Origin of the sequence: Micromonospora sp. NPDC049203 (assembly GCF_043197215.1) — a bacterium.
In the GTDB taxonomy this organism is placed as follows: domain Bacteria; phylum Actinomycetota; class Actinomycetes; order Mycobacteriales; family Micromonosporaceae; genus Micromonospora.
In genome coordinates, this window is the sequence record NZ_JBICSV010000019.1 from 1 (window position 1) to 25,475 (window position 25,475).

Consider the following 25,475-nt stretch of genomic DNA (forward strand, 5'->3'; position numbering starts at 1 on the left):
CCGCCCGCCCCCCCCCCCCCCCCCCCCGGGCGGGCGGGGCGGCGCCGGGGGGGGGCGGGGCGGGGCGCGCGCGGGGGGGGGGGCGGGGCCCGCCCCCCCCCCCCCCCCCCCCCCCCCCCCCCCCCCCCCCCCCCCCTCGGGGGGAGGAAAGATCAGAGGCTGCCGAACGTGTCGTACCGGATGTGGTCGGGCGGTACGTCGTCGGCGGCGAGCGCCCGCAGGGTGGCCCGGACCATGCCCGCCGAGCCGGAGACGTAGCAGTCGTGCGTGGTCCACGGGCCGTACCGGGTGACCACCTCGGAGACCTCACCGAGTTCGCCGCCGAATCCCGGGTCCTCGCTGCACGAGGGCGTCACCGACAACCACGGGTGGGACGCCACCAGGTCCTCCAGGCCGGGCAGCCCGTACAGCTCGTCCGGGCGGCGGGCGCCGTAGAAGACGTGCACCCAGCGGGTCCGGTTGACCCGGGTCAGCTCCTCCACCAGCGCCTTGATCGGCGCCAGGCCGACCCCGCCGGCCACGCAGAGCACATCCCGGGTGGAGTCCGGGTCCAGCGTCATCGAGCCCATCGGCGCGGCCACCCGCAGCAGGTCGCCCGGCTTGGTGCGGCGCACCAGCGCGCCGGACACCCAACCGGCCGCGCCCGGCGGCGTACGCACGTGGAACTCCAGCACGTTCTCCTCGTTCGGCGCGTTCGCCACCGAGTACGTCCGCCACACCCGCGGGTGGTAGCGGGGCACCTCCACGCTCACGTACTGGCCGGCCAGCCAGGGCAGCGGATCCTGGAGCGCACGCACGGTCAGCACCGCCGTGTCCGGGCCGTACCGCTCGTGCGTCAGCACCTCCGCGTGCCAGAACGGCGGGTTCTCGTCGGCCGCCGAGCCGGCGAGCATCCGCGCGCTGATGCTCGCGTACGCCTCCCGCCACGCCTGGTCGTACTCCAGGTTCCAGCCGTCCCCGGCGGTGCTGCGCAGCGCGTCGAGCAGCGCGACGCCCATCGTCGCGTAGTGCCCGGCCGCCACGTGGTACTTGCGGTGGTCCCGGCCGAGCGCGCGCAGGTACTCGTCGAAGCTCTCCGGGTCGCCCACCGTCTGGGTGGCCGTGACGATGGCCTCCAGGATGCGGTCCCCCTGCCCGTTCATCTGCACCGGGAACAGCTTGCGCAGCTCCGGGTCGAGGAGGAACAGCCGGGCGTAGAAATGACCGCTGAGCCGCTCCCGCTCCTCCTCGACCAGGGCCCAGCTCTCCTTCAGCAGCCGCGCGAAGTTCTCCACGGGGGCACGCTCCTTCTCCGTACGGCGGATCGGCAGCCATAGAATGTCCACGGAGCGTGTACGCCGGTCGCACAGACTGTGCGACCGTCCGGCCCGATCACCGAAGTGCTTTCATGGTCCGGTGACGGTTGACGAGCTGGCCCGCCCGGTCTCCCGCCGGATGCTGGGCACCGAGACGCTGCTCGTGCTCGGTCTGTCCCTCGGCCAGTCGGCCGTGTACGCGCTGGTCTCGCTGATCGCCAAGCTGACCGCGACAGGGGGACTGTCCAAGCAGACCGCCGCGCTGAACACCTCCGCGTCGGCCCGGCCGTACCTCGATCTCACGTACCAGCTGCTCGGGATCGTCTTCGCGCTGCTGCCGGTGCTGCTCGCCGTACACCTGCTGGCGCGCGACCCCGGCGACCCGGCACGGACGCTCGGCGTCGACTTCCGGCGGCCCGGCTCCGACCTGGTCCGGGGCGCGGGCCTGACCGCGCTCATCGGCCTGCCCGGGCTGGCGCTGTTCTGGGCGGCGGCGCAGCTCGGGCTCAACGCCACGCTCGTCCCGGCCGCGCTGCCGGACCTGTGGTGGGCGGTGCCGGTGCTGATCCTCGCCGCCGTGCAGAACGCCGTGCTGGAGGAGGTGATCGTGGTCGGCTACCTGATCACCCGGCTGCGGCAGCTCAACTGGCGGATCGGCGCGGTGCTCGCCACGAGCGCGCTGCTGCGCGGCTCCTACCACCTCTACCAGGGCTTCGGCGCGTTCGTCGGCAACGCGGTGATGGGCGTGATCTTCGGGCTGTTCTACCTGCGCACCCGCCGGGTCGCCCCGCTGATCGTCGCGCACACGCTGCTCGACATCTTCGCGTTCGTCGGCTACGCGATGCTGCCGAAGTCCTGGTTCGACTGGCTCTAGGCTGTCGCCACCTCGCCGTCCCGCCGCCGATCAGGCGAGGTGGGCTCGGTGCCGCTGCCGGTCAGGCGCGGGGTGGCCGGTACCGGGCGACAGCCCGCGCCGCCACCCGCCCGGCCACCGCCGTACCGCCGGTCGCCGCCGTCAGCGCCGCCGCACCCGGCAGCAACCGGGCGACCAGCCGCAACCCGACCCAGCCACCCGCCTGCGCGGCCACCGGCGTGGCCAGCCGCCAGGCCGCCTGCGCCACCCGCCCCCACTGACCGTCCGCCGGAGCGTCCGCCGCCCGAGCCGCCGCCAACGCCGCCCGCGCGGTGCCGTCGTCCGGGTGCACCGACGTCAGCACCAGCAGCTCGGCCGCCCGATCCGGATGTGCCGGATCCCGCCCGTACGCCGCCGCCAGATGCAACACCAGGTTCGCCTGCGTCCACAGCACCGTCGCCAGCTCCGCGACCGGCGCGAACAGCCCGGCGCCCGCCGCCAGCGCCCCACCCGTACCGGCCATCCGGACGAACCGCCGGGTCGCCAGCCGGGCCACCCCGTCGGCGTCCGCCTCCGGGTAGGCCCGCCGGACCTGCTCCACCCAGGCCGAGGCCCGCGGCCCGAGCACCTCCACTGCCGCAAGGGCCAGCAGCTCCGGCGCGAACCCGGGGTGGTCGCGCAGCTTCGGCCCGACCGCCCGCCAGCCCTCCACCGGCGTACGCGAGGAGTCAGGTCGTCCAGCCGCCTGTCCGACGACGGCCGCGGGCGTTGCCGGCCGGCGCGTCGTCTCGTCCGACTGCTCCGCGTCGGCTGCGGTGGTGGTGGCAGTGACCTCTGCCCGAGCGGCCTTCGTCTCGCGCTTCGGCGGCGACGCCTTCCGAGCGGCCTTCCTGACCGCCGGAGCCGCCTTCTTCGCGACCGGGGCGGCCTTCTTGGCTGCGGGAGCGCGGCGCGTCCGCTTCGGCGCCTCCTCCTCGGCCGGACGTTCGGTGGCCTGATGCTGCTCCGCTGTGACAGGTCTCTCGTCGGTGGCGAGCGCGCCCTCCCCGGCGCTCGACGCGGGCGTCGCGGCTTCCGGCTGGGGCTCGTGGACCGGCTCCTCACCGTCTCCGGCGGCGGTCCGTTCGGCGGCGGTCGTACCCGAAGGAGTCGTCGACGTCCCCGGAGTGGCCTGGTCTGCCGGCGGCGCATCCGGGCCGCTGCCGGCAGCCTCCGGGGCGGCCTGCTCGCCGGGCGTACCCGGATCGGCAGGCGAAGGATCGGCGGCCGGACGCGGGCGCGGTGCCGGCGGTGCGTCGGCGGCCGGCGTCGGCGGCTGGAAGACGACTGTGGGCGCCGCCCGGCGCGGGCGCCTGGGCGTCGGTGTGTCGCTCGTCGCGCTCTCCGCAGCGGGGTCCGGTGCGGGCGGCGGGCTGAACGTCGGTCGTGGGGAGCGGCTCCGCCGGGCCTTGGGGGCGGGCTCGCGACGGGGCGGATCGCTCGGCGGCTGCTCCTGCATACCGATGGAGCGTAGCCGTGGGCGTGATCTGGCACACGACCAAGACACGGTCATGGAGGCGGGTTCCGATAGTCGCTTTGCCCCGGGCGGGTACGGCCCTGTATCCTCGGGCGCGGTGACCTCGGGGTCACCAGGGAGACTTCGCCTAGTCTGGTCTATGGCGCCGCACTGCTAATGCGGTTGGGGTCTTAAAGCCCCTCCCGGGTTCGAATCCCGGAGTCTCCGCGCGAAAGCCGGTTGTGTAGACTGGCCGAGCACCAGGCGCCCGTAGCTCAATGGATAGAGCATCTGACTACGGATCAGAAGGTTAGGGGTTCGAGTCCCTTCGGGCGCACCACTTGAACAGGGAAAATGCCCTTCCGTCGATAGACGGAGGGGCATTTTTCGTGCCACTCGGGTGGCACGTCCGCCACTGAGACTGGTTTTTCGTAACGCAGAGTCGCCTCTGGCACCGTTCCTGCAGCGTGCGGGCGTGGTCGGATCCTGACGGCGGGGCCTGTCGACGAGTCAGATGCTCGGGTGGTTGCTGCTCCATCAAGATTGGCACGGACTTCGAGCGGTTCCGCGCCAAGGCCCGGGTGTACCTGCGCGCCCACGAGGACCACCTGGCGTTGCAGAAGCTGCGCCGCAACAAGCAGCTCTCCCCGACCGACCTCGATGAGCTGGAGCGGATGCTGGCGGCCAGCGGCGGCGGCACCGAGGACATCGACGAGGCCCGCCGCTCGGCCCACGGGCTCGGCCTGTTCATCCGCTCGCTGGTCGGCCTCGACCGGGAAGCCGCCACCGAGGCGTTCGGTGACTTCCTGACCAGCCGGACGCTCACCGCGAGCCAGATCAACTTCGTGAACCTGATCGTCGCCCATCTGACCCAGAACGGGGTCATGGAGCCCGAGCGGCTCTACGATTCGCCGTTCAGCGACATCGCCCCGCAGGGGCCGGACTCGATTTTCCCGTCCGCCGACGTCGACCGCCTGATCACGATCCTCAACTCTGTCCGAGACACCGCCGCCCCTGAGGCGGAGGTGGCGTAGTGCCTCGAAGCGAAGCTGAGGGGCAAAGTGCCTGGGGTCAAGGACGAGGATGACCTACGCCCACGGCTTCGTCAGCGTCCCCCGGTTGATCGCGCACCTATGGGTGCGCCTGGGGGAGGGGAACGCCCTCTGATGTCACGATCCGTCGAAGATGCTACATACAAATTCGGGCAAATTCGTATAAATCTAGGTCAGCGCACTCGACCGCATCCGGGCCGAAGCGGAACGTCGGGCCACTCAATCCCGCACCGGCTTGACAGGCTACGCCCCGGACAAGCCAGAGTCGATCATGCTTACGCCGAACGCGACAGGCCCGGCTCATCGCTCAGCTGGGCAGGGTTTCGATCGGCTGGCCGGTTAGCGCGGCGATGAGGTCGAAGTCCTCGTCGACGGCCAGGACCGTCAGGCCGGTCTTCTCAGCGGTCGCCGCGACCAGCAAGTCGGGGATAGACGGCGCTCGGTGCTGGCCACGGTCAGCGAGCAGCATCTGTACTTCCAGTGCGCGGTCCTCGATGGCGGGTGTGAGGTGTTCGATCGGCATCAGTGACAGCGGTGGGGCGGCGAACTGTCGGCGCCCCGCTTCTCCGGAGCGCGTCGAGTAGCCGAGTTCGAGGCGCGTGATGGTGGAGAGCCGGACCAGCCCCCGGCTGATGCGTGCGCTCCACTGGTCACGGTTGGTCGTTTGGCCGAGTTGGAGCCGGACGTACGCGGACTTGTCGATCAGCCAGCTCGTCACCGCCACGCGGCCTCCATGACCGTGGGATCGGCAAGGTCGGCGAATGCCTCTGCGGACCGTTGCCAGTCCTCGGCGGTGACCGTCCGGTCGCCAGCGGGGATGATGTTCTCCTCGAACTTGCGGCGTAGGTACTCGTTGCGCGACAGCCCCAGGCTGGCGGCCGCCGCGTCGATGCGGTCGACCGCTTCTTGACTGAGATCGCGGATGAGGATGTTGGCCATTCGACACCTCCGTAGGTGGCGCTATCGCGATATCACGGTGACGTGAGTGTGAGACGAATCCGAAGCGATTGACCGCACATGCCGGATCAGGAACGACGCAACGCGGCCTACCTCGGAACGGGAGCCGGCACCATCGTCCAGGCGATCGTGGAGGTCGGCCAGCGGCCGTGCGCTGCCCCAGGCTGACGGTAGCGAAGGACAGCACGGCACCGGGATGCATGGCGACTGACTAGGGGCTGACTCTTTCCGGAAAACTTCCGGAAAATCATTGACCTGTTCGAAACGCCGCTGCAATACTCCGAACACGGCGACATCAACCTGTGTCGATTGAAGCCATGCGTCGTCAGGTGTCACCCGTCCCAAGGAGGACCTGCGCATGTACTCCAGCATCGGCGGCTCCCGCCGCCCGTCCACCCCCCGAACATCGCGTCTCACGCGGTTGGCCGTGCTCGCCTCTGCCGTGGCGCTGAGCGCCGCCGGTCTCGCGGTCGCCGCCACTCCGTCCAGCGCCGCCGTCTGCAACGGGTACGTCGGCCTCACCTTCGATGACGGGCCGACCGGCAGCACCAGCGCACTGCTCTCCGTGCTGCGCGCGAACGGCGTACGGGCGACCATGTTCAACGTCGGGCAGAACGTGCAGAGCAACCAGTCCGCCGCGCGCGCCCAGGTCGACGCGGGCATGTGGGTGGCCAACCACAGTTGGAACCACGCGCACATGACCTCGATGAGCCAGAGCCAGATGCAGTCGGACCTCGCCCAGACCAACTCAGCCATCCAGTCGGCGACCGGCGTCCGGCCGCAGCTGTTCCGCCCGCCCTACGGGGAGACCAACTCGACCCTTCAGTCGGTCGCCACGTCGCTTGGCCTGCGCCAGGTGATCTGGGACGTCGACTCCCAGGACTGGAACGGCGCCAGCGTCAGCCAGATCGTCTCCAACGCCAGCCGCCTCCAGGCCGGCCAGGTGATCCTGATGCACGACGGCATACAGAACACCCGCGACGCGATTCCGCAGATCATGGCCAACCTGAGCAGCCGCAACCTCTGTCCGGGCATGATCTCACCGAGCACCGGCCGAGCGGTGGCCCCGGACGGCACTCCGCCGCCGACCACTCCGCCGCCGACCGGCACGCCGACCACTCCACCGCCCACCAGCGGGTGCACAGCGACGGCGACGACTCCCAACGTCTGGGGTGACCGGTACAACACGTCGGTGACGGTTCAGGGGGCCAGCAACTGGACGGTGGTCGTGGCGGTGACCGCGCCGCAGCGGATCGTCACTACCTGGAACGGCTCCCCCAGTTGGGACAGCACCGGTTACGTGATGACGATGCGGTCCAACGGCAGCGGCAACACCTTCGGCTTCACCACGATGATGAACGGCAACAGCGGTGCCAGAGCTCAGATCCGTTCCTGCACCACGGGCTGATCGTCGCTCATCTGACGCAGAACGGGATCGTGGCGCCCGAGCAGATGAGGGGCCGTTTCGGGAAACCGGGACGGCCCCTTCGCTTCGGGCACCACCGCCGTGAGGAAGGCCGGGCCAGGTCGATGAGGTCCGGCATTCGGGATGTCCGTCCAGGCCGCTGGGGCCGGCGCAGCCTCGCTCAGTTCCACGGTGGTCAACAGCTCACCTCGATCGTGACCATGCGGTTCTTCTGGTCGTACCGTTCGTCCGGAGGGGCACTCACGCTCGGGTACGGGCCCCAACCCATTCCCTTCGCGGTGATCCTGTTGGTGGCGCCCAGGGCGACGAACTCCCGCTTCACCCGGTCGGCGCGGCGTTGGGACAGGTCGCCGGCGCCGTAGTGGGCTACGTATCCCCTGACCACTACCTGCGCGGTGGGGTTACCGCGCAGGAACGCGACGAACGTGGCGAGGACCTTGCGGGCGCCGGCCGGATCACGGAGTTCCGCCTCGTCGGGGACGAATCCGACCGCGCCGCTGTCCGGGAAGACCGCAAGCGTGTCGCAGTCGGGCCGGATGTCGCCGACCACGAACCGCACCACGCTCACGGTCGGGCTGGTCACGGCGGAATCCGCTGTGTTGGCGCTCGAGTCGATCACCGGATCCTTCGCGCCGGCGGCGAGGACGATCTCGCGCCACAGGTTCACCAGGGTCGACCGGTTGCGGTCGTCGAGTTGCTCCTGCGGCATCGCCGTGTAGCCGAGGCCGGTCATGATGACCTTCCGGCCCCGGAGGTCGGGCAGCAGACGCTGCTGCCGGAGCAGCTTGGCGACAGCCTCCGGACGCCGCGACAGCAGGTCGTTCCTGCGGAAGTCGAGCGGGGCGGTGGTCTGCACGCCGGAGTCGACGAGCACCACCGTGCCGCCCGGGCCGGCCGCGTCCGACGCCACGCTCAGCGCCTTCAGCACATTCGCCTCTGGTGCCCCTGCCTTCGCGTTCGCGATCATCGCGCCGACCCGGTCCAGGAACGCCTTCTGGTCGATGGCGAAGTTGGACTTGGTCTTCGCCTGGGTGCCGAAAACCGCGTCGTCGACGATGCTGGGACGCCCGTCCACCCGGATCGTGGTGATCTTGCCGCAGCCGTTCATCGTGTCGACGATCAGCTTGCGCACGTCGGTGGTCAGGGCCGGGGCGGGGCTGTTGGCCCGGGCGCCGACCGCGATGCCGAGGCCCGCGGCGGCGGGTTGCGGACAGTTGAACGTGAACTCTTCGCCTATCAGCGGGATGCAGCCGGCGATCGCACCGACCAGCGGCACACACAGTGCCAGGGCGGCGATTCGGGCAGACCTGCGAGTCGTCATGTCCTGTGCTGACGGACCGTCCGTCAGCACAGGACATGGTGGCCACGAGCGACACGTCCTACCCGGCCGCGCTGCGCCGCGCGGACCGGAACCGGGGAACGCACGACGGCGAGCAAGGCATCCCGGCCCTGGCCGAGGTGCGGCGCCGCCAGGCGGAGCTGGCCGGCACCGGGGAGACCGTCACCGTCGGGTATCAGCTCGTCCTGCTCGCCGAACTGCACGAGAAACTCGACGAGCTGCACGCCGAGTTCCTCACGATGGGCCGGGCCGCGGCGATCGAGCTCGACCGGTGTGACGAGCGGCTCGAACGGGCTCGCGAGGACGTCGTACGGTGCGAGCAGCGCGTCGAGGCGGCACGGCGTCCGCTGACCGATGAGGAGCTGTTACCCCGCAACCGGGAGGAGCAGCGCTGGTCGGACGCGATGTTGCGGCACCGCCGGGAGGTGGCCCGCTCCCGGCGGATCACGCGAGCGCGGGAAGAACTCGACCGCGCCCGCGACCAGGTCGACCGCCGGCGGGCCGAACGGGTCGCCGCGGTGCGCCAGCACCAGGCGGCGGCCTCCGGTCCAGGCACCCGCGCCCGCGGCGCGGTAGAGCTGTACCAGCGGCGTACCGCCGAATATCTGGCCGCGCTGGCACGGGCCCACCCGCACGGGCGGACGCTCTACCCGCTGCTCACCCTCCCCCCGGTTGAACTTCCCACCTGGGTTCTCGAGACATCGTCCCCTTCCCCCGACACCGGGAGCTCGTCGTGAAGACGCCAAAGGAATGGAAGCGCCGTACCGAGTTGCGTCGGACCGCCAAGCGGCTCAGGCAACTGAGCCTGCATCGTGTCCCGGCGATGGACGACGAAGACCGGCTCAGGGTCCGGGTCAGGCGGCACCTCGCAACCGTCGCGCCGTTCGGCATCGACGGCGGTGTGATGAAGGCGATCGACGAGGTCATCGAGTCGCACGTGATCGAGATGAAGGCCGCGATCCTGCGCCACCACACGGCCGAGGAGGTCGAGCTGGGCGACCTGCAGGCCCGGATCGACGGCCTCGTCACCCAGTTCGACCACGAGTCGGAGGGCCGGGGCGGCAAGATCAAAGAGCTTGAGTACGTGAAGCAGCGGGCGATCCGCGCCGTCGAGCAGCGTGACACCCCGGAACCGGCCGGTCCCGACGGCGAGGAGGACTCGGGACCGAGCTACCAGACCGGCAAGGTCGGCGAGTTGGCCGGTCGCGGGTGGATCGGCCAGTTGATTCTTTACATCGTGCTGCTGTTCGCCATGGTCGCGGACCTCATCACCTTCAACCAGGTCGTCGAGCGGATTCTCAACGACGCGAGGGTGTGGCCGCTGGTGGCCGCCCTGGCGGTGACCACGACCTATGTCGCGCACTGGGCCGGTGAGGGGTTCAAGCACGTCAGGGAGCAGCGACGGAACGTCCGGCGCGCGGTGTCCGGCTGGTCGCTCCTCGGTCTGTGGCTCTCGATGGGGCTGGGCGCCTTCGCCCTCCGCCTCTTCGCACCCCCGCTGCCCGGCAACGACGCGCAGGCTTCGTTCATCAGTGGTGCCACGGAGTCCACCGACCCCAGCTCGGGCCTGGGCGCCATGGTGCTGCTCCTGCTCTATCTGCTCACCGGGGCCATCGCGTTCACCGCGGGGTATCGCCGGCCCCGCGAGGAGGTCGGGCAGGTCAGGCGCAGCGATCGGCGCCTCCGCCGGGCCCAGCCGCGGCAGGGGGCGCTGCTGCGCGACGTCGCCGAGGCGCGGACCCTCGGCCAGCAACTCGACCACCTGCGGGACAGCCGCAAACGGCAGTACATCGTCGAGGTCGAGCGGTGCGAGTCCGCGGCCCGGCGCGTCCGAGCCGAGGCGGCGATGCTCGTCCGGCGGTTCCAGGCGCCGCCGGAGTCGGGCTGGCGTCGGCTGATCCGCCCGCGCCGGCCGGTGACCGAGCCCACCGAGCCGGGCCCGGACGCCGGCCCGGACGCGGGGCCGGACGCGGGGCCGCAGCGGGAACCGAAGCAGACGGACTGAGGTGCCGCTACTGGTGGCGCCAGCTCGCCGACTCGACGGAGTAGCCGAGCGCCGCCAGTCCTCGGTCGAGAGCACGCTTGGTCTCGGGACGGTTCGGAACGCCCGCCCACCACAGCCGGCCTTCCCGGTCGGCCTCGATCTGGATGGGCGGGTGTTCGGGCTCGTACTCGACGAACTCCGTGTAGCGGTCGCGCGCCAAGGGCGTACGCAGGTGCATCCGCTGGTTCGCCGAGCCGCGCCAGATGAGCCCGGTGGGGGCGGTGGCGACGTACCGCCCGGTGATCAGCACGTCGGCGAGCTCGGCCGTCTCCCGCTGCGCGGGATCCAACTCGTCCAGCTCGAACCCGGTGTAGAGAAGCACGTCGAAGGCGGCGCCCAGCTCCCGTACGCCCCGGAGCAGCGACCCGACCGCGGCGGCCTGCCGCAGTGGCTCGCCGCCGCTGACGGTCAGCCCGTCGGCTCCGGCCAGGACCGCCCGGCGGACGTCCCCGAGCAGGTCCGCTACATCGACCGGGACGCCGCCCTCGGGGTCCCAGGTGTCCTTCGCGATGCACCCGGGGCACGCCAGCGGGCAGCCCTGCACCCAGAGCACCAGGCGGTGACCGTAGCCCAGCGAGGTCACCGGGAAGTGGGCGCGGGCCAGCCGCAGGTGCTCACTCACCGGCCGGCTCCGGCTCTCGCCGATGCCGCATGACGGCCTCGGTGAACGTCGGATCCGCCACCGCCTCGATCAACCCCTGGTAGTACGCCTCCTCGGCGGCGCGGTAGGCGTTCCTGATCGCCGCTTCCTGTTCCGGCGCGACCACCGGGTCCCGATCGTCCGGCCCGTCGTCCATCGTGGTCATCGCCCGGTAGTCCGGGTTGATCCGGTTACCCATCCGCTGGGTCACCCCGAGAGTACGGTTGCGCACCCGCCGGCTGCGGGCGAAGGCCTGCTGGAACGGATGCGGCTGGGCGAGCCCCAACAGGTACGCCATCAGGCACGCCAGGAACAGCACCACGTCGAAGACGACGATCAGCGTCGCCGGGGTGAGCCCGAGCGCGGCCGTGCGGGACGGGTCGGTGGCGGCGTCGAACGGTGCCCCGCCGGTGACGCCGCGGTCGAACAAGCTCGCGGCGAGCAGTCCGAAGCCCAGGATGATCGCCATTGTGGGCAGCAGCAGGACGAAGGTCAGCGGGGCCAGCAGCCGGTCGAATCCGGTCGCGTGCCGGTTGCGGAAGAGCTGCCCGGCCATCAGCGGCGCGAGGACGGTCAGGGCGGCGATCGCGCCGGTGAGCAGCAGACCCGTGGTCCGTCCCAGCTCGGTCAACGGCAGGTACGCCCCGGCGACGTAGTGCTCGATCTCGAAGACCACCGCGACGAGGAAGATCAGGACGAGGATCCGCCAGATCAGACGCATCGGCGGCGCGTCGCCCTCCCACACCTCGCTGTTCAGTGGCGGCAGTTGCAGCCGGTCGGTGTCGATGTTCCGGCGGCGCAGGTGGGCGCGTAGCGAGTCGTCCTCGTCGTGCTGGTCACGGGTGGCGATCCGGGCCATCCGGTCGCGGGCCGCCCGCATCGCCAGGTCCGCCTCCCGCACGGTGTGGTGCAGGTCGACCAACCGGTCGGCGGTCTTCTGCTGCCGGTCACGGAGCTCGTTGAGGGCGGAGTCGCGCAGCCGGCGCAGCGTCTCGACGTATTTCGGCTCGCCCACCGCGTGCGGTGGGTCGCCCTCGTGCCCGAACGACCACCCGTCGTACAGGGCCTGCCGGCCGTCGCTCAGACCCTTCTCCCTGGCCTGCGCGACGAGTTGTGCGGCGTCGACCCTTGGGTTGACGGCGGGCCTGGGCAACGGATCGAGCAGACCCGCGTCGGGGTCGCGGAGAACGGTGAGGGCCTGGCCGAAACGCCGGCCCCACAGCTGCACGTAGCTCACTGGTCCGTCACTCCCTCTATGGCGGGGGTTGGTGGGTCACCAGAGTTCTGGCGGACCGGAGCGCGGAGGTGTGAGCGGCGGATGAGCCAGCCCGATCGACCGGCCGTGCTGGACGAGACCCTGCTGGACGCGGGGCGGACCAGGCTGTTCCCGCCGGCGCGGGGCGGCGACGCGTTGGACGAGACGCTGCTGGACGCCGGTCGGAGCCGACCGGACGACTGGCCCGCCGACGGGCTGCCGGTGCGGCTGGCCGCCCGTTACCAGCTGCTCCGGCGATTGGAGCGGCCGGGACTGTTCGTCGTACGGGTCCGCGCGGACGGCACCGAGGCGGTCGTCAAGCGTCACCAGCTCGCCCGCCGGCCCGACCCGGGGCTGGTCGACTACCTCGCCGGCCGGCACCCTCGGGTGGTCCGGCACCTCGAGTTCGAGGCCGACTACAGCGTGATGGACTTCGTCCCGGGCCAGACCCTGCGGGAGCGGCAGCGGGCGGATTCCCGCGGTTTCGGGCTGGCCCAGCTCACCCCCGTGGTGCGGCAGATCGCCGCGGCACTGATGGACCTGCATGGTCACGGGTACGTGCACCGCGACGTCAAGCCGGCCAACGTCATGCTCGACGGGTCGGAGGCGACCCTCGTCGACTTCGGCATCGCCGGGCCGATCGGCGCGGCCGAGTGGACCGAGCCGATCAGCAGCTTCTATCAGCCGCCCGAGTGGAGCAACCTGGGACAGGTCGGCACGGCGACCGACTGGTGGGGCCTGGGGCTGACGATCCTCGAGCTGGCCGCCGGTGAGCACCCGTTCGAGGGACTGAGCGACGAGGACGTACGGCGCCACTTCGGGCAGACCCGGCCGATAGACGTCTCCGGTGTGCCGGACGACCGGCTGCGCGCCCTGTGCCAGGGGCTTCTGGTGACCGATCCGGCGGACCGCTGGGGCGGCACCAAGGTCGGGTTGTGGCTGGCCCGCCGCGCGCCGGCGCCGCCCCGTACCGCACCCTCGGCCGGGTCGACGCCGCACGCGGCGGAGAAGCCGTACCGGTTCCGTGGCAGCTCGTATCATCTGCGCGACGAGCTGGCGACGGCGATGACGACCGCCTGGAACCATTCCGTGCGGACGATCGTCGAGCGGGACGGCGGGCTCGACGGGTTGTCGGCCTGGCTCGGCCAGTTCGGCGACGACGACGCGGCCGAGGCCCGCCGGGTGGTGGCCGCCGTCGGAGAGGCCACGGAGTCCGGGCACCTGCGGCTGCTCCGGATCCTGCGCGCGCTCGATCCGGCCCGGCCAGCGGTCTATCGCAACCACGTCATCTCGCGCCGCGGCCTGCTCGCCATCGCCCAGCGGGCGCTGGCGAACGAGGGTGACAACGCCGAGGTGCTCAGTGACCTCTGGAACGGGCGGCTGCTGCGGGAGTTCGACACGTCGGCCCCGGAGGACGGCGAGCAGGGCGGTCAGGCCCTCACCGACCTGGACCGGGCCTGGCGCCGCGCCTATCGGGAGTGGCCCGAACTGGTGCGGCAGGTGACCGACCCGGAGGCTCAGCGGCATCTGCGGGACACCGTCACCGACCGGGAACGGATGGCGGTGTGCCTGCGCGTCGCACTGCGCCAGCCGGACGACCTGCGCGCCGTACTGGAGGAGACGCGGCGGACCGACGCGGAGCTTGCCTGGGAGGTGCCGTGGTTCACCGACCTGGCCCACGATCCCGCGACGGTCTGGGCGGCGCTGCTGTTGGCCGACCTCGCGACCGCGCGCGCCCGGACCATCGCCGACCGGGTCCAGGTTCGTGAGCTGGGCGAGGAGTCCGCGCGCGCGATAGCCGCATTCCGGGAATGGTCGCGCCGGCAGAACCGGCCGGTCGCCCTGGGCTGGGCGGTGACCGGCGTCTGCCTGATCGCCGTGGGCTGGGTCGCGGCGATCACCGGCGCCGACGCCGCCGGCCGGGCCGACGACCGGGTGATCGGCCTGGCCTGGGTGGCCGCTTCCTGCTGCCTCTCCGTCGCGCTGCTCGCCGAGAGTCTCCTCGCCGTCCAGATCGGTGGCCGGTTCCACAACCGGTACTCGATCCCTGGCGCGGGTGCGATCGTGCTGCGCCCGCTCGGCCGGTGGATGCAGCGATCGTGGGCCCCGGCGGCGCTGGCGCTGCTGGGGGCGCTGGCCGCGGTCGCTCTGGTGGCGAGCCTGTTCCCGCAGTACCTGGTGATCGCCACGACGATCGGTCACCTCGGGTGGGTGTCGCGCCGCTGGGCGGCGTGGCGCCGCCAGGTGGCGGCCGAGGAGGAGCAGATCGCCGCAGCCGAGCGACGCCGGCCGTCAGACAACGACGACGGCCCGGCCCGGGCCGCAGAAGGAGCGGATTCATGAGTGGTGGAGAGATCGCAGTGTTGCCGGTGGGCCTCATCGTCGCCCCGGTGGCGCTGGCTGCCGCCGGGGCCGGAGCGGCCGCGATGCTGGCGATCCGGGCGGCGCAGGCGGGCACCGAGGCCACCGGCCGGGCGCTGGAGCGATTCGGCGAAGAGATGGAGCGCAGGGCGGACGCGCAGGACGACGTGGAGATCCGGGCCCAACTCTGGGACCTGGCCGCGGGTTCCGTGGCCCGGACCAATGAGGACCTTCGCCTGCTGTCCGCCCGCGCCGCGAGGGCGGGCGTCCAGCTGGCCCTGCCCCGGCCGGTGGATCTGACCGGATGCCATCTGACCGGCGCGCCGAGCCTGGTGGCGCGGACTCAGGAGGCGCTGTCCGCAGCGCGGGCCGCGGTCGAGCGGGCCGAGGCGGCACGGGAGCGACAGCAGCTGTTGTCCCGGATGGCCGCCGGCGCTGCGGGAGAGCCGAGCGCCACCGAACTGCTCGCCCGCTATCAGGCGGTACTCGCCTCGCGAGGGCGGCACGAAAGCGCGGCACCGCCGGCGCCGGCGAAGGTCGACGGGAGCCGGTTGCAGGCCGACATCGACGCCATCCTGAGCCGCCTGCACACCGACGCCACGTCGGACGACCGGATCCAGGCGCTGGAGGCGGCGGCGAAGGCGGAGCGGAAGAAGCACTCCCCGATGGGGCGTACCTTCGTGGAGTCTCTCGCCCGGACCGTGGACGTGGATCTCAACCCGCGCATCGCGCGCCGTCGCGAGGCGGCGAATCTGCTGACCGCGCTGGAGCAGCCGCTCGTCGCCGAGGTGATAAACGACTTCGGTACGCCGCGGCCCCCGTGCTTCGACGCGATCGAACGGCTGCGAGCCGTGGTGCTCGGTGAGGCGGACCTCACCTCGGCCGATCGCCGGGATGCGCAGAACGCGTTGAACCGGGTGCAGGTGGAGCTGGACCGCCGGCGGCTGCTGGAGGGGGTGGCCGAGGCGTTCGGCAAGCTCGGCTACTCGGTCACCACCGGCATGCAGGTGCGGCGTCATGCCGCGCTGTTGGTGACCCGGCCGGACTGGCGGGGCGGTCACGTCGCCGACGTGTGGCTCGACGAGGCCGGCCGGGTGCACTCGCAACTGGTCCAGGTGGCCGCCGGAGCCGGCGGGGAAGCCGTCCGCTGCGCCGAGCTCAACGACGGCCTGCGGCGCGTCGGCGAGGAACTGGGCCGGCGCGGCATCGCCGCCCGGGTGCACGTGCCCGACGAGCCGGTTCGCGCCCTGGTGGACATCGATCCACGGTCGGCTGCCACGCCCGCACCGATCGAGGTGCCCGAACCCGTCCTGCGACAGATCGACCCCAATCAGGAGAATCGATGAGCACATCGTCCGAGTTCCTGCCCGGCTTCCCGTCGTTCGCCCAGGAACTGGCCGGGACCCTCGCCGTGCACTCCCAGTACGTCCTGTACGGCAACGTACGCGATCTCTATCTGGTGCCGGAGACCCGACGTCCCACCCCGGACGGTGTCCGTCCGGTTCCCCTGCTCGAAGTGCTCTGGCAGGCGTTGCGACCGTCCGGTTACCGCTGTCTGATCGTCTCCGACCAGGTCGACGGCGTCACCGTCTATCCGCCCGATGACCGGGACGCGCGCGCGGCCGCCGAGCAGATCCTCGGCCGGCGCATGATCGGGCGGAAACAGACCCTTGAGCGGTTGCGCACCTGCATGGCGCGGGTGGCCGGGGCGACCGATCCGCCGCCGATCGACGCCGACGCCATCCCCGGCGACCGGCAGCCCGAGGACACCCCGGCCGCGGATCCATCCGGCACCCGGGCCGCCCTGGTCATCGACTACGCGGCCCGGATCCCGCGCAGCCAGGCCGCGCTGGAGGGAGTCGAGCGGGACTTCTTCCTGTTCGCCCAGAAGCTGGCGGCCACCGCCGAGACCCACCTCGGCGGCCCGCCCGAGCGGCCGACCGACCTCTACAACCCGGTCATCTGGTTGTCCGAGGGCGAGCGGGACCTGCCGGCCTGGCTGACCGTCGGGATGGAACGGGTACGCACCATCGCCGTGTCCAACTGCGGCCTGGCCGACCGGATCAAGGCCGCCCGGTACTTCGCGCCGATCGTCACCGGCACCCCTCATCCGCCCGCCGCGACCGACCCGGGCGTGGTCCGGTTCGCGCAGCGCACGGACGACATGACGCTGCACTCGATGCGGGAGATCGCCCGGCTGGGCGCGGACCGGAAGATCCCGTTCGCCCGCCTCGACGAGGCGATCCAGATCTACCGGATCGGCGTGGACGAGAACCCGTGGCGGCAGGAGACCGTCCGGGAACAGATCGTCCGAGGCGAGCGGGAGATCCCGGGCCAGATCTTCGGTCAGGAGGCGGCCGTGGTGAAGGCGTTCGACATCCTCAAGCGCGCCGCGCTGGGCCTGTCCGGGGCGCAGGCGTCCAGCTCGGCGAAGCGGCCCCGCGGGGTGCTGTTCCTGGCCGGGCCGACCGGCGTCGGCAAGACCGAGCTGGCCAAGCAGTTGGCCATGATGCTGTTCGGCGACCCGGAGGCGTATCTGCGGTTCGACATGTCGGAGTTCGCGACGAGCCACTCGGCCGACCGGCTGACCGGCGCACCGCCCGGCTACATCGGGTACGAGGCGGGCGGCGAGCTGACCGGGGCGATCCGCCGCAAGCCCTTCTCGGTCGTCCTGTTCGACGAGTTCGACAAGGCGGACCGGCAGATCTTCGACAAGTTCCTGCAGATCCTGGACGACGGCCGGCTCACCGACGGACAGGGCGTCACCACGTACTTCACCGAGTGCATGCTGATCTTCACCTCCAACCTGGGCATCTTCCGGGACGATCCGCAGACCGGCGAGAAGATCCAGCTCGTCCACCCGGGGATCGCGTACGAGGAGCTGGAGCGCACCATCAAGGCGGCGATCAAGGACACCTTCACCCGCGAGCTGGGCCGTCCCGAGCTGCTCAACCGCTTCGGCGACAACATCGTGGTGTTCGACTTCATCAACGAACCGACCGCCCTCAGCATCCTGGACCGGCAGTTGAGTAACGTCCGGGACCGGCTGGCCCGGGAGCACGATGTGCAGCTCGACCTGGCCCCCGCAGCCCGGCAGCGTCTGGAGGGGTGGTGCACCGCCCCCGAGACGCTGACATACGGCGGCCGGGGAATCGGCAACGAGGTGGAGAGCAAGTTGGTCAACCCGCTCGCCCGCTACCTCTTCGACGCGGACGTGCGATCGGGCAAGGTACGAGTCGACGACATCGTCGCCACGGACGGCGTGGTGACGCTGGACGCGAGGCACGACTGATGGATACCGAGCTGCACTGTCCCCGCTGCGGGCAGAACTACCCGGCCGAGACGGGCTATTTCTGCCCGAAACATCCGGGCGAGGAGCTGGTGCCCGCGCCAGCCGCCACCGATCCGGTGCCGGCCGAGGCCGCGCCGGACACGCCCACGGGCGCAGCGCCGGCTCCGGCATGCTGGTCCTGCGGTGCCCGGGCAACGGACTTTCGCAACGACCGGTGCACGGTGTGCCACCAGTCGCTCGTCCCGCCGGCCCTGGTGATCAGCTTTCCGTCCGGCTCGGTGGTCGTACCGGCCCGGCGAAGCTCCGTCGAGCTGGGCCGGGCCGGTGAGCACGGGCACGTGTTCGCCGGCTATCCCAACGTCTCCCGGCGGCACGCCACGGTGAGCGTGGACGAGGAGGGAACCGCCTGGATCACCCCGTTCCCGGAGGCGCCGAACGGCACCTTCATCAACGGTACGGAGATCCACGACCGTACCCGGGTGCGGCCCGGCGACCAGATCCGCTTCGCCACCGACCGGGAACCGCACGTGGGCCCGATCAGCGAGTCGATCCGTCAGCCGGACCGGGATCGGCAGGGTCCTCCAGCCCGGCCAGCATGAGCCGTACCCGGCGCAACCGCTCCTCGAGGTCGGCCGTCACCGCGTCGGGGGTCGCCCCGGCGCGGATGGCGGCGGAGGTGGCCTCGCGCAGCTCCGACGCGAGGTATTCGCGCAGCTCGTCCGAAGCCGTCATGGTCGCCGTCCTGTCAGCCGATCTCGGTTGCCTCTTCGTCAGGATGCACCGAACACGGCTCCATCGGGAGCCGCTTGCGGTCAGGACGGCATCACGCTTTCGGGCCAAGTCGGTGACCCTCGGGCTACGCCGTTCATCCGCCGGAACCGGCCTACCCACCCTCCCCTGTGGACCGAGCGGCTGCCCGGACCGGCTGAGCCGCGCGCCCGTCCGGCTGACCGGTGACGCAAACGGATCGTCCCGCTGTTCACGCTGCGCAGTCCTCCGGGTCAGAGTTGGTCACCTTCGTTGGTCCGACTCCTAGGAGGGTGCCGTGCTCGGATCGACCCAAACCGACGGCGTCGAGGAGGTCCGGGATCTGGCGCGTCGCGGCCTGCTGGCCACCGCGATCGCGGGTGCGACCGGGCCGCACCGGTCGCGGTTGACCGGCGCGACCTACTCGATCGCGTGGCCGGTGGTCTACCGGCGGCTCACCCGGCGGATCGAGATGCGGCGGGGCCACGTCGGCTGTGCGGCATCGGTGACCCGGCTGAGCGACGAATGCCTGGATCGCTTCGAGAACGACGTCGAGGCCGTCGTCGACGACGTCACCCGCAGGGCGAGCACGCGGATCGAGAACCTGGAGGGTTGGATAGTCGGCCGGCTGGTCCCGGCCACAGTCGACGGACATCGTCGGCGGCGCGGGGCGTACGGCGCGCTTCAGCGACCCCGGGTGCCGTCCTGGCTCGCCACCGAGTTGAACGGGGACGCCTGGCTGATCGACCTGGCCACCCAGATGCTCGTCTGGGTGGGCACACCGGTCACGGCCGGTCACGACCTGTGGCCGACCGACAGCTGGGTGGCACGGCACTGTGAGCGGCACGCCGGCGGATCGTACGGGGAGGCCGACGTACGGGCCGACATCCGGGCCGTACTGCGGGCGATGGGCCGCCGGCCGCGGTGGTTCGAGCGGTACGTGGAGACACCGCTCGGTCACAAGCAGGCCCCGGTCGCCTCGGCGGAGCAGGTCGACGACCGCACCGAGACGCCAGTCGATGCGTACACTGAGCGCGAGCGGCTCCTCACCGCCCTGGCGCACAGTGCCGTCGAGCTGATCCGGGCCCGGCTGGCCCGGGGTGAGCCGGCACGCGTGGTGGTCGCCGAGGTGCTGAACGCGGTGTTCGGCGCCGACGCCGGGGGCGGCCCGATCGGGCGGGCGTACGACGACCGGCTCGCCCTGGTGCTGCGCGACGCGGGCGAGCTGGACCGGATCGTGGCTGTGGTTCGGGAGGTGCTGCCGGCGGGCACGACGGACGACCCTGGGGGAGGTGGCAGGTGACCGAGGAGTCGCCGTTCGTCGGTCGTCCGAACGAGTTGGAACGGTTGACGCGGCGGCTGTCCGAGGTCCGCGACGGCGCTGCCCGGACGGTACTCGTCGGCGGCGGGCCGGGTCTGGGCAAGACGCGGCTGCTGAGCGAGTTCCTGCGCGGGGAGCGGCCGGCCGGCATCCACGTGCTGGCCGGGGCATGCGAGGAACACTTCGGTGATCCCATGCCGTACGGACCGCTGATCGAGGTGCTGGACAACTTCGGCCTGGAGTACGGCGAGGGCCGGGCCACCGAGCTGGGCGGCCCGGCGTACCGGAAACTGACCGCCTTCTTCGACCTCGGCAACGATTCCATGGGCGTGCCCTTGCAGGTCTTCCTCGCGGTGCGCCGGATGCTGGACCACATCGCGACGGACGCCCCGGTGGTGTTGATCCTGGAGGACCTGCACTGGGCCGATCCGTCCACGCTCGACCTGGTGCGGCACCTCGCCCAGACCCGCGCGGAGGATCGCCGGGTGCTGCTGGTCGGCACCTACCGGCCGGTGGGGCGGGCCCACCCGTTGTGGCAGCTGTTCGGTGGTGCCACCTTCCTGCGCCGCACGGACCGCTTCGAGCTGCGGCCCTTCACCCTCGACGAGATGCGCGAACTGCTCGGCGAGGTCGACCGCCGGCTGGCCGAGCGGTGTCTGCGGCTGTCGGACGGGATTCCGTTCTATGCCGAACAGCTGATGGCCACCGGCGCGCTGGCGGGCGGGGACGAGGACATCGCGTTGCCGCCCGACATCCGGTCGATGATGCTCGGCCGCCTCAGCCAGTTGACCGAGGACGCGTTCCGGGTCCTGCAGACGGCGGCCGTGGCCGGTCGCGCGATGAGCCGGCAGCTGCTGCACGCGGTCAGCGGCATGCCGGCCGAGACTCTGCGGGACGCGCTGCACGAGTGCGCCGACCACCAGATGCTCAGCGCCGGCCAGGGGGTGTACCGGTTCCAGCACGCGCTGCTGCGCGAGACGGTCCTGCAGGAGACCGCCCCCGATGTTCGCGTCGAACTGCACGTCGCGATGGCGGAGGCGCTGGCCGCCGACTCCCGGTTGTGCGTGACCGAGGGCTCGGCCGCGGCCGAGCAGGCGATCCACTGGTACCAGGCGGGAGTGTGGCCGCAGGCGCTGACGTACGCGGTCGCGGCCGGTCAGGCCGCCGCCCGCACGTTGGCGTTCCCCTCCGCCGATCTGCAGTTCGACCGGGCCCTGCGACTGTGGCATCGAGTCGAGGACGCCGAGGCGCGGGCCGGAATGCCCCGATTCCGGCTGCTCGCCGAGGCGGCCGCGGCGGCGCGCTGGTCCGGGCGGGTCGACCGGGCGATCGAGCTGGTCGAGCAGGCCATCGACGCGCCGGACCACGGCGGCGACCCGGGGCAGCTCGGCGAGCTGCACGAGCGGCGGGCCAACTACCTGGCCGAGGCGGGCAGATGGGCCGACTCCGCTGCTGCCTTCCGCGAGGCGGCGCGCCTGCTGGCCGACCGGCCGCCGTCGGCCGTGCAGGCCCGGGTGCTGGCCGGCATCGCCCTCGCCCACCTCCAGGCCGGCCGCTACGAGGAGGGCGGAAAGACCGCCGACGAAGCGCTGGGCATGGCGATCGAGGTGGGGGCGTACGCCGAGGAGGGCCGCGCGCTCAACGTCTCCGGGCTCGCCCTCGGCATGCGTGGCGATCCCGAGGGCGAGGTGCGGCTCCGCCGGTCCATCGAGATTGCCCGGTCGGTGGCGCACATCGAGGACCTGCTCCGGTCGTACGGAAATCTGGGGTTGATCCTGGAACACGCGGGGAGGCTGCGCGACTCCGCCGAGGTCACGCGGGACGGGCTGGACGAGGCACGCCGGCTCGGCCTGACCGACAGCCGGCAGAGCACCATCGTGGCCAACAACGCCAGCGCCGCGCTGGTGCTGCTGGGCGAGTGGGACGACGCCGAACGGATCATCACGGAGGCGATCCAGGATCTGCGTCCGGCGGAAAGCCTGTATCCCCGTCTCACGCTCGCCGAGATCCAGGTGCACCGTGGCGATCTCCGGCGAGCGAGCGAGCTGCTCGCCTCGATCGACGACGTGGAGCACGGCGCCGATCCGCGATTCCTCGGGCCGCTGCACGCGATCCGCGCCGAGCTGGCGATCGAGGAGGGCGATCTGACCCGCGCGGTGGCGGAGGTGGGCCGGGGGCTGGCCGCGGTGCGCAAGGGTGAGAACACCTTGGAGCTGCTGCGGTTGTGCGCGGTCGGGATGCGCTGCGCCGCCGACCAGGAGGCGGCGGACGCCGGTGACGGCCTCGCCCTGCTGGCGGGCGAGGCCGTGCGGCGCGCACCGGTGTCGGAGGAAACCGCCCAGCTGGCGCGGCTGCTGGCGGCGGAACGGCGGCGGATCCGCAGGACCGACACCGCGCGGGTCTGGGGCCAGGTGGCCGACGGATGGGCGGCGCTGGACCGGCGGTTCCCGGCCGCGTACGCCCGGTGGCGCCAGGCCGAGGCCGCGTTGCGGGCCGGCGAGCGGGCCGGGGCCCGGGAACCCGCCCGCATCGCCTACCAGACGGCGACGGAACTCGGTGCCGCACCGCTGCGCGAACGGGTGCGGACGCTGGCCCGCAGGGCCGACCTGGACCTGGGCGATCGCCCCGCGCCCGCTCGGCTTCCGTACCAGCTGACCCCCGCCGAACTGAACACTCTCCGCCTGCTCTATCAGGGCAGTGACGTGGCCCGGATCGCGAGCCAGCGGGACGTGTCCAAGCGGACTGTCGAGACCCAACTGGGCCGGGTTTACAAGAAACTCGGTGTGCACAGCGCCGTCGAGGCGATCACCCGGGCTCGGGAGGAACACTTCTTCGACTGAGCGCTCATGCCCGGCGTGCCGTCCGTCAGAGATGGGCATGACGGGTAAGGCACTTCTGATCGGTGCGGCGACCCACGGTCTGACCGGAGTCCGCAACGACGTCAAGGCGATGGCGCAGACCCTGAGGGCGCGTGGCTTCGCGGTCCAGCAGCTGGTGACGCCGCAGGCCACCCGGGCGGGAATCCTCGACGCGTACGAGAAGCTCATCGCCGACGCCACCCCGGACGAGGCGTACGTCGTCTACTACAGCGGCCACGGCGGTCGCATCCGGGGGACGGACGGACGAACCATCCAGTTCATCGTCCCGGACGACTACTCGGACTCCGACGACGACGACTTCCGGGGCATCACCGACCCGGAGCTGTCCGTGCTGCTCGCCCGGTTGACCGAACGCGCGCCAAACGTCACCGTGGTGCTCGACTGCTGTCACGCCGCCCACATGTCCCGTCAGTCCGGCCCACGGGTGCGGGCCCTGCTGCGGACGAAGCCGGGACAGTGGCAGCCGACGTACGAGCGCGTCGAGCGGCACGTCCACCGCCTCGTCGCCGGCGGCCTGGCCATCGACCGACGCCCGCTGATCGGCAACGACCTGGCGGTCCGGGTGGTCGCGTGCGCGCCGACCGAGGCGGCATTCGAGGACGCCAACCCCGACGGCGTCCAGATGGGGCTGCTCACCGACGCGCTGACCCGGGCGTTGCGGGAGACGGACGGGCTACGGGTCAACTGGTCGACCCTGATGGACGCCGTGCGTCGCCGGGTGCAGGCGATCGTCTTCACCCAACGGCCCGAGGCAGAGGGGCCGTCGAGCCGGGTGCCGTTCGAGGTGACCGAGCTGGATCCGCTGGACACGCTGCCGGTGACGGCCGACGGTCCGACCCGGATCCAGCTTCTCGGTGCGCCGCTGCTCGGGGTCGAGGTAGGCGACGAGTTCGCGATCGGTGCCGGCGACACGGACCTCGGCACGGTCTCGGTCACCCGGCTGCTGCCCACCGCGGCGGTCGCCGAGCTGCCGCCCGAGCTCGCCGGGCAGCCCTTGCCACCGGGCGCGCGGGCACGCCGGGTCCGCGCGTCCGCGCCCGCCATGCCGGTACGCCTGCCGGCCGGCCACCCGGCGACGGCCGACCTGATCGAGGTGCTGGCCGCCCGGCCCATGCTGCGACCGGCCGAGCCGGGCGTCCGGGCGACCGTCGAGGTGGTGGCGGACGAGCAGGGCCGGCTCGTCATCCGGGACGACTACGGCCCGCTGCACGCGCCCCGACCGGCGACCCACGCCGACATCGCCGCGATCGTCACCAACCTCCAGCGGATCGCCCAGGCCGGCGCGCTGCGGCGGTTGGCCGGCGACCCGGACCGGTCGCTCCGGCACGACGTACGTATCGAGTGGGGGCGGGTGCGCGACGGGCGGGAGGAGCCGCTCGAGCTCACCGGGAGCCTGCTGTTCGCCCAGTCCGATGAACGCGTCTGGTTCCGGGTGCGCAACGAGGGCGACCGCGCGGTGTACGTGTCGCTGATCGACATTGGCATCTCCTCCCGGATCGCCGTTCTGAACCAGTCCGACCCCGGCGGCATCAGGCTGGCGGCGGGTGCGTCCTACACACACGGCTGGGACGAGGACCGGCGGCGGTTGACCGGCGTGCCGATGACCTGGCCGTCCAGCATCGATCCGGCGGTACCCCGGCCCGAGACGGTCCTGGTGCTGATCAGTGACGGTCCGGTGGACGTCTCCGTGCTCCAGCAGCGCGGGCTCCGCGACGGCCGGGCCCGGTCGGGGCTGGAGAACCTGCTCGCCCAGATCGCGGACGGGATGAGCCGCGAGATCGGTGACGCGCCCGCGTCCCAGGTCCGCTACGCGATTCAGCCGATCGACTTCGTCGTCAGCCCGACCCCTCCACCGATCACCGAGCGGGCGACGTTCCTCGTCGACGACCGCCCGGCCCAGCCCATCCGGCTGCTGGCGCCGCGCGGCACGACGCCGACCCGGGTGGCGGTCCGCATCGCCGAGCTGACCGTGCACCGCAACCGGGCCCTGGGCAGCGCCGACGTGCGGGTGGACGCGGTCGTGCTCACCGGCGGACCGGGCAGCCAGCCGGTCTACCGGGCGGCGACGATGCGGTTCAGCAACGTACGGGACGGCGAGCGGCTCCCGCTCGACGACGTGCTGATCTATCACGGCCCGGCGGTCGACTTCCTCGACATCGCGGTCTGGGTCTCCCGCGACACCAGCGGCAGCCTCGCCCTCAGCGCGCTGCTCGAGCAGCGGCTCACCAGCCCGGCGGTGCAGGAGGCCGGTCTCCAGGTGGCCGGGCTGGCGCTGACCGCCCCGCACGCGGCCATGGCGGTCGCCGTTGCGGGCGCCGGGGCGGTCCTGGTCAACACGGCCTACGAGCTGCTCACCGGCGTGGTGGGCCCGAGCATCGGGCTGTACCGCACCTCGCTGCTCGCACAGGAACAGTTCGGCATCGGCCGCCACGAGCGGCATCCGCAGGACTTCTCGTTCACGTTCACCGTCGACGAGGTGACCTGACCGTCCACCCGTTCACATCACCGGAAGGATCCAA

The 25,475-nt window shown here is 71.8% G+C and carries 21 protein-coding genes and 2 tRNA genes; 14 read left to right on the forward strand and 9 right to left on the reverse strand.

Annotated features, from left to right (window positions below; genetic code table 11):
- Positions 1-152: 152 nt before the first annotated feature.
- A complete protein-coding gene (locus ACGFIA_RS28265; protein ID WP_357381896.1) occupies positions 153-1,274 on the reverse strand; it encodes a globin domain-containing protein in 1,122 nt (373 codons plus the stop codon).
- A 121-nt stretch (positions 1,275-1,395) separates the two neighbouring features.
- Here ACGFIA_RS28265 and ACGFIA_RS28270 point away from each other — a divergent pair, with 121 nt between their 5' ends.
- Complete coding sequence (locus tag ACGFIA_RS28270; RefSeq protein WP_357381894.1) at positions 1,396-2,169, forward strand: CPBP family intramembrane glutamic endopeptidase; 774 nt, start codon at positions 1,396-1,398, stop codon at positions 2,167-2,169.
- A gap of 61 nt (positions 2,170-2,230) precedes the next feature.
- Here ACGFIA_RS28270 and ACGFIA_RS28275 read toward each other — a convergent pair whose 3' ends face one another.
- Positions 2,231-3,646 (reverse strand): hypothetical protein, encoded by a 1,416-nt coding sequence (locus tag ACGFIA_RS28275; protein WP_393262958.1) that lies wholly within the window; start codon positions 3,644-3,646, stop codon positions 2,231-2,233.
- Positions 3,647-3,780: 134 nt separating this feature from the next.
- On the opposite strand from ACGFIA_RS28275, the gene ACGFIA_RS28280 reads away from it, so the two are divergent.
- The 3 genes from ACGFIA_RS28280 (at position 3,781) to ACGFIA_RS28290 (ending at position 4,677) form a co-directional block, all read left to right on the forward strand.
- A tRNA-Ser gene (locus ACGFIA_RS28280) sits at positions 3,781-3,871 on the forward strand.
- A gap of 36 nt (positions 3,872-3,907) precedes the next feature.
- Positions 3,908-3,983 (forward strand) — tRNA-Arg (locus ACGFIA_RS28285).
- Positions 3,984-4,110: 127 nt separating this feature from the next.
- Complete coding sequence (locus ACGFIA_RS28290; RefSeq protein ID WP_393262961.1) at positions 4,111-4,677, forward strand: type I restriction-modification enzyme R subunit C-terminal domain-containing protein; 567 nt, start codon at positions 4,111-4,113, stop codon at positions 4,675-4,677.
- A 325-nt stretch (positions 4,678-5,002) separates the two neighbouring features.
- Here ACGFIA_RS28290 and ACGFIA_RS28295 read toward each other — a convergent pair whose 3' ends face one another.
- Together ACGFIA_RS28295 and ACGFIA_RS28300 are read right to left on the reverse strand one after the other, a co-directional pair.
- Entirely contained in the window at positions 5,003-5,419 is a 417-nt protein-coding gene (locus ACGFIA_RS28295; protein WP_357479762.1) for a PIN domain nuclease, read from the reverse strand.
- Positions 5,410-5,634 (reverse strand): hypothetical protein, encoded by a 225-nt coding sequence (locus ACGFIA_RS28300; RefSeq protein WP_357381886.1) that lies wholly within the window; start codon positions 5,632-5,634, stop codon positions 5,410-5,412. The genes ACGFIA_RS28295 and ACGFIA_RS28300 overlap by 10 nt, the downstream gene beginning before the upstream one ends.
- Positions 5,635-6,010: 376 nt before the next feature.
- Here ACGFIA_RS28300 and ACGFIA_RS28305 point away from each other — a divergent pair, with 376 nt between their 5' ends.
- Positions 6,011-7,060: a polysaccharide deacetylase family protein gene (locus tag ACGFIA_RS28305; protein WP_357381884.1), complete on the forward strand. Its 1,050-nt coding sequence runs from the start codon at positions 6,011-6,013 to the stop codon at positions 7,058-7,060.
- Here the strand turns inward: ACGFIA_RS28305 and ACGFIA_RS28310 are convergent.
- Together ACGFIA_RS28310 and ACGFIA_RS28315 are read right to left on the reverse strand one after the other, a co-directional pair.
- Complete coding sequence (locus ACGFIA_RS28310) at positions 7,033-7,257, reverse strand: hypothetical protein (RefSeq protein ID WP_357381882.1); 225 nt, start codon at positions 7,255-7,257, stop codon at positions 7,033-7,035. The two genes, ACGFIA_RS28305 and ACGFIA_RS28310, sit on opposite strands and share 28 nt — an antisense overlap.
- Entirely contained in the window at positions 7,254-8,399 is a 1,146-nt protein-coding gene (locus ACGFIA_RS28315; protein WP_357381880.1) for an OmpA family protein, read from the reverse strand. The genes ACGFIA_RS28310 and ACGFIA_RS28315 overlap by 4 nt, the downstream gene beginning before the upstream one ends.
- Before the next feature lie 35 nt (positions 8,400-8,434).
- Here ACGFIA_RS28315 and ACGFIA_RS28320 point away from each other — a divergent pair, with 35 nt between their 5' ends.
- Positions 8,435-9,154, forward strand: coding sequence for a hypothetical protein (locus ACGFIA_RS28320; RefSeq protein WP_357381878.1), 720 nt, complete (start codon positions 8,435-8,437; stop codon positions 9,152-9,154).
- 86 nt (positions 9,155-9,240) lie between these two features.
- Entirely contained in the window at positions 9,241-10,422 is a 1,182-nt protein-coding gene (locus tag ACGFIA_RS28325; protein ID WP_393262967.1) for a hypothetical protein, read from the forward strand.
- Positions 10,423-10,429: 7 nt separating this feature from the next.
- On the opposite strand, the gene ACGFIA_RS28330 is transcribed toward ACGFIA_RS28325, so the two are convergent.
- Positions 10,430-11,083: a 4Fe-4S single cluster domain-containing protein gene (locus tag ACGFIA_RS28330; RefSeq protein WP_357381874.1), complete on the reverse strand. Its 654-nt coding sequence runs from the start codon at positions 11,081-11,083 to the stop codon at positions 10,430-10,432.
- Positions 11,076-12,338: a hypothetical protein gene (locus ACGFIA_RS28335; protein WP_357381872.1), complete on the reverse strand. Its 1,263-nt coding sequence runs from the start codon at positions 12,336-12,338 to the stop codon at positions 11,076-11,078. The genes ACGFIA_RS28330 and ACGFIA_RS28335 overlap by 8 nt, the downstream gene beginning before the upstream one ends.
- Positions 12,339-12,419: 81 nt before the next feature.
- Between ACGFIA_RS28335 and ACGFIA_RS28340 the strand changes: the two genes are divergently transcribed.
- From ACGFIA_RS28340 to ACGFIA_RS28355, 4 genes are read left to right on the forward strand one after another with little or no spacing between them, the layout of a single operon-like run.
- Positions 12,420-14,699 (forward strand): protein kinase, encoded by a 2,280-nt coding sequence (locus ACGFIA_RS28340; RefSeq protein ID WP_393262971.1) that lies wholly within the window; start codon positions 12,420-12,422, stop codon positions 14,697-14,699.
- Positions 14,696-16,063 carry a hypothetical protein gene (locus tag ACGFIA_RS28345; protein ID WP_357381868.1) on the forward strand — a complete coding sequence of 456 codons (1,368 nt, stop codon included), beginning with the start codon at positions 14,696-14,698 and terminating at the stop codon, positions 16,061-16,063. The genes ACGFIA_RS28340 and ACGFIA_RS28345 overlap by 4 nt, the downstream gene beginning before the upstream one ends.
- Positions 16,060-18,009 (forward strand): AAA family ATPase, encoded by a 1,950-nt coding sequence (locus tag ACGFIA_RS28350; protein WP_357479777.1) that lies wholly within the window; start codon positions 16,060-16,062, stop codon positions 18,007-18,009. Before ACGFIA_RS28345 ends, ACGFIA_RS28350 begins: the two co-directional genes overlap by 4 nt.
- Entirely contained in the window at positions 18,009-18,608 is a 600-nt protein-coding gene (locus tag ACGFIA_RS28355) for an FHA domain-containing protein (protein ID WP_357381865.1), read from the forward strand. Before ACGFIA_RS28350 ends, ACGFIA_RS28355 begins: the two co-directional genes overlap by 1 nt.
- On the opposite strand, the gene ACGFIA_RS28360 is transcribed toward ACGFIA_RS28355, so the two are convergent.
- Complete coding sequence (locus tag ACGFIA_RS28360) at positions 18,547-18,741, reverse strand: hypothetical protein (protein ID WP_357381863.1); 195 nt, start codon at positions 18,739-18,741, stop codon at positions 18,547-18,549. The genes ACGFIA_RS28355 and ACGFIA_RS28360 overlap by 62 nt on opposite strands.
- Before the next feature lie 313 nt (positions 18,742-19,054).
- Here ACGFIA_RS28360 and ACGFIA_RS28365 point away from each other — a divergent pair, with 313 nt between their 5' ends.
- The 3 genes from ACGFIA_RS28365 to ACGFIA_RS28375 are packed head-to-tail and all read left to right on the forward strand — an operon-like array spanning position 19,055 to position 25,441.
- A complete protein-coding gene (locus ACGFIA_RS28365; protein ID WP_357479779.1) occupies positions 19,055-20,059 on the forward strand; it encodes a hypothetical protein in 1,005 nt (334 codons plus the stop codon).
- On the forward strand, positions 20,056-22,917 hold the full coding sequence (locus ACGFIA_RS28370; RefSeq protein ID WP_357479782.1) for an AAA family ATPase: 2,862 nt from the start codon (positions 20,056-20,058) through the stop codon (positions 22,915-22,917). Before ACGFIA_RS28365 ends, ACGFIA_RS28370 begins: the two co-directional genes overlap by 4 nt.
- 37 nt (positions 22,918-22,954) lie before the next feature.
- Entirely contained in the window at positions 22,955-25,441 is a 2,487-nt protein-coding gene (locus ACGFIA_RS28375; RefSeq protein WP_393262976.1) for a caspase family protein, read from the forward strand.
- Positions 25,442-25,475: the final 34 nt, after the last annotated feature.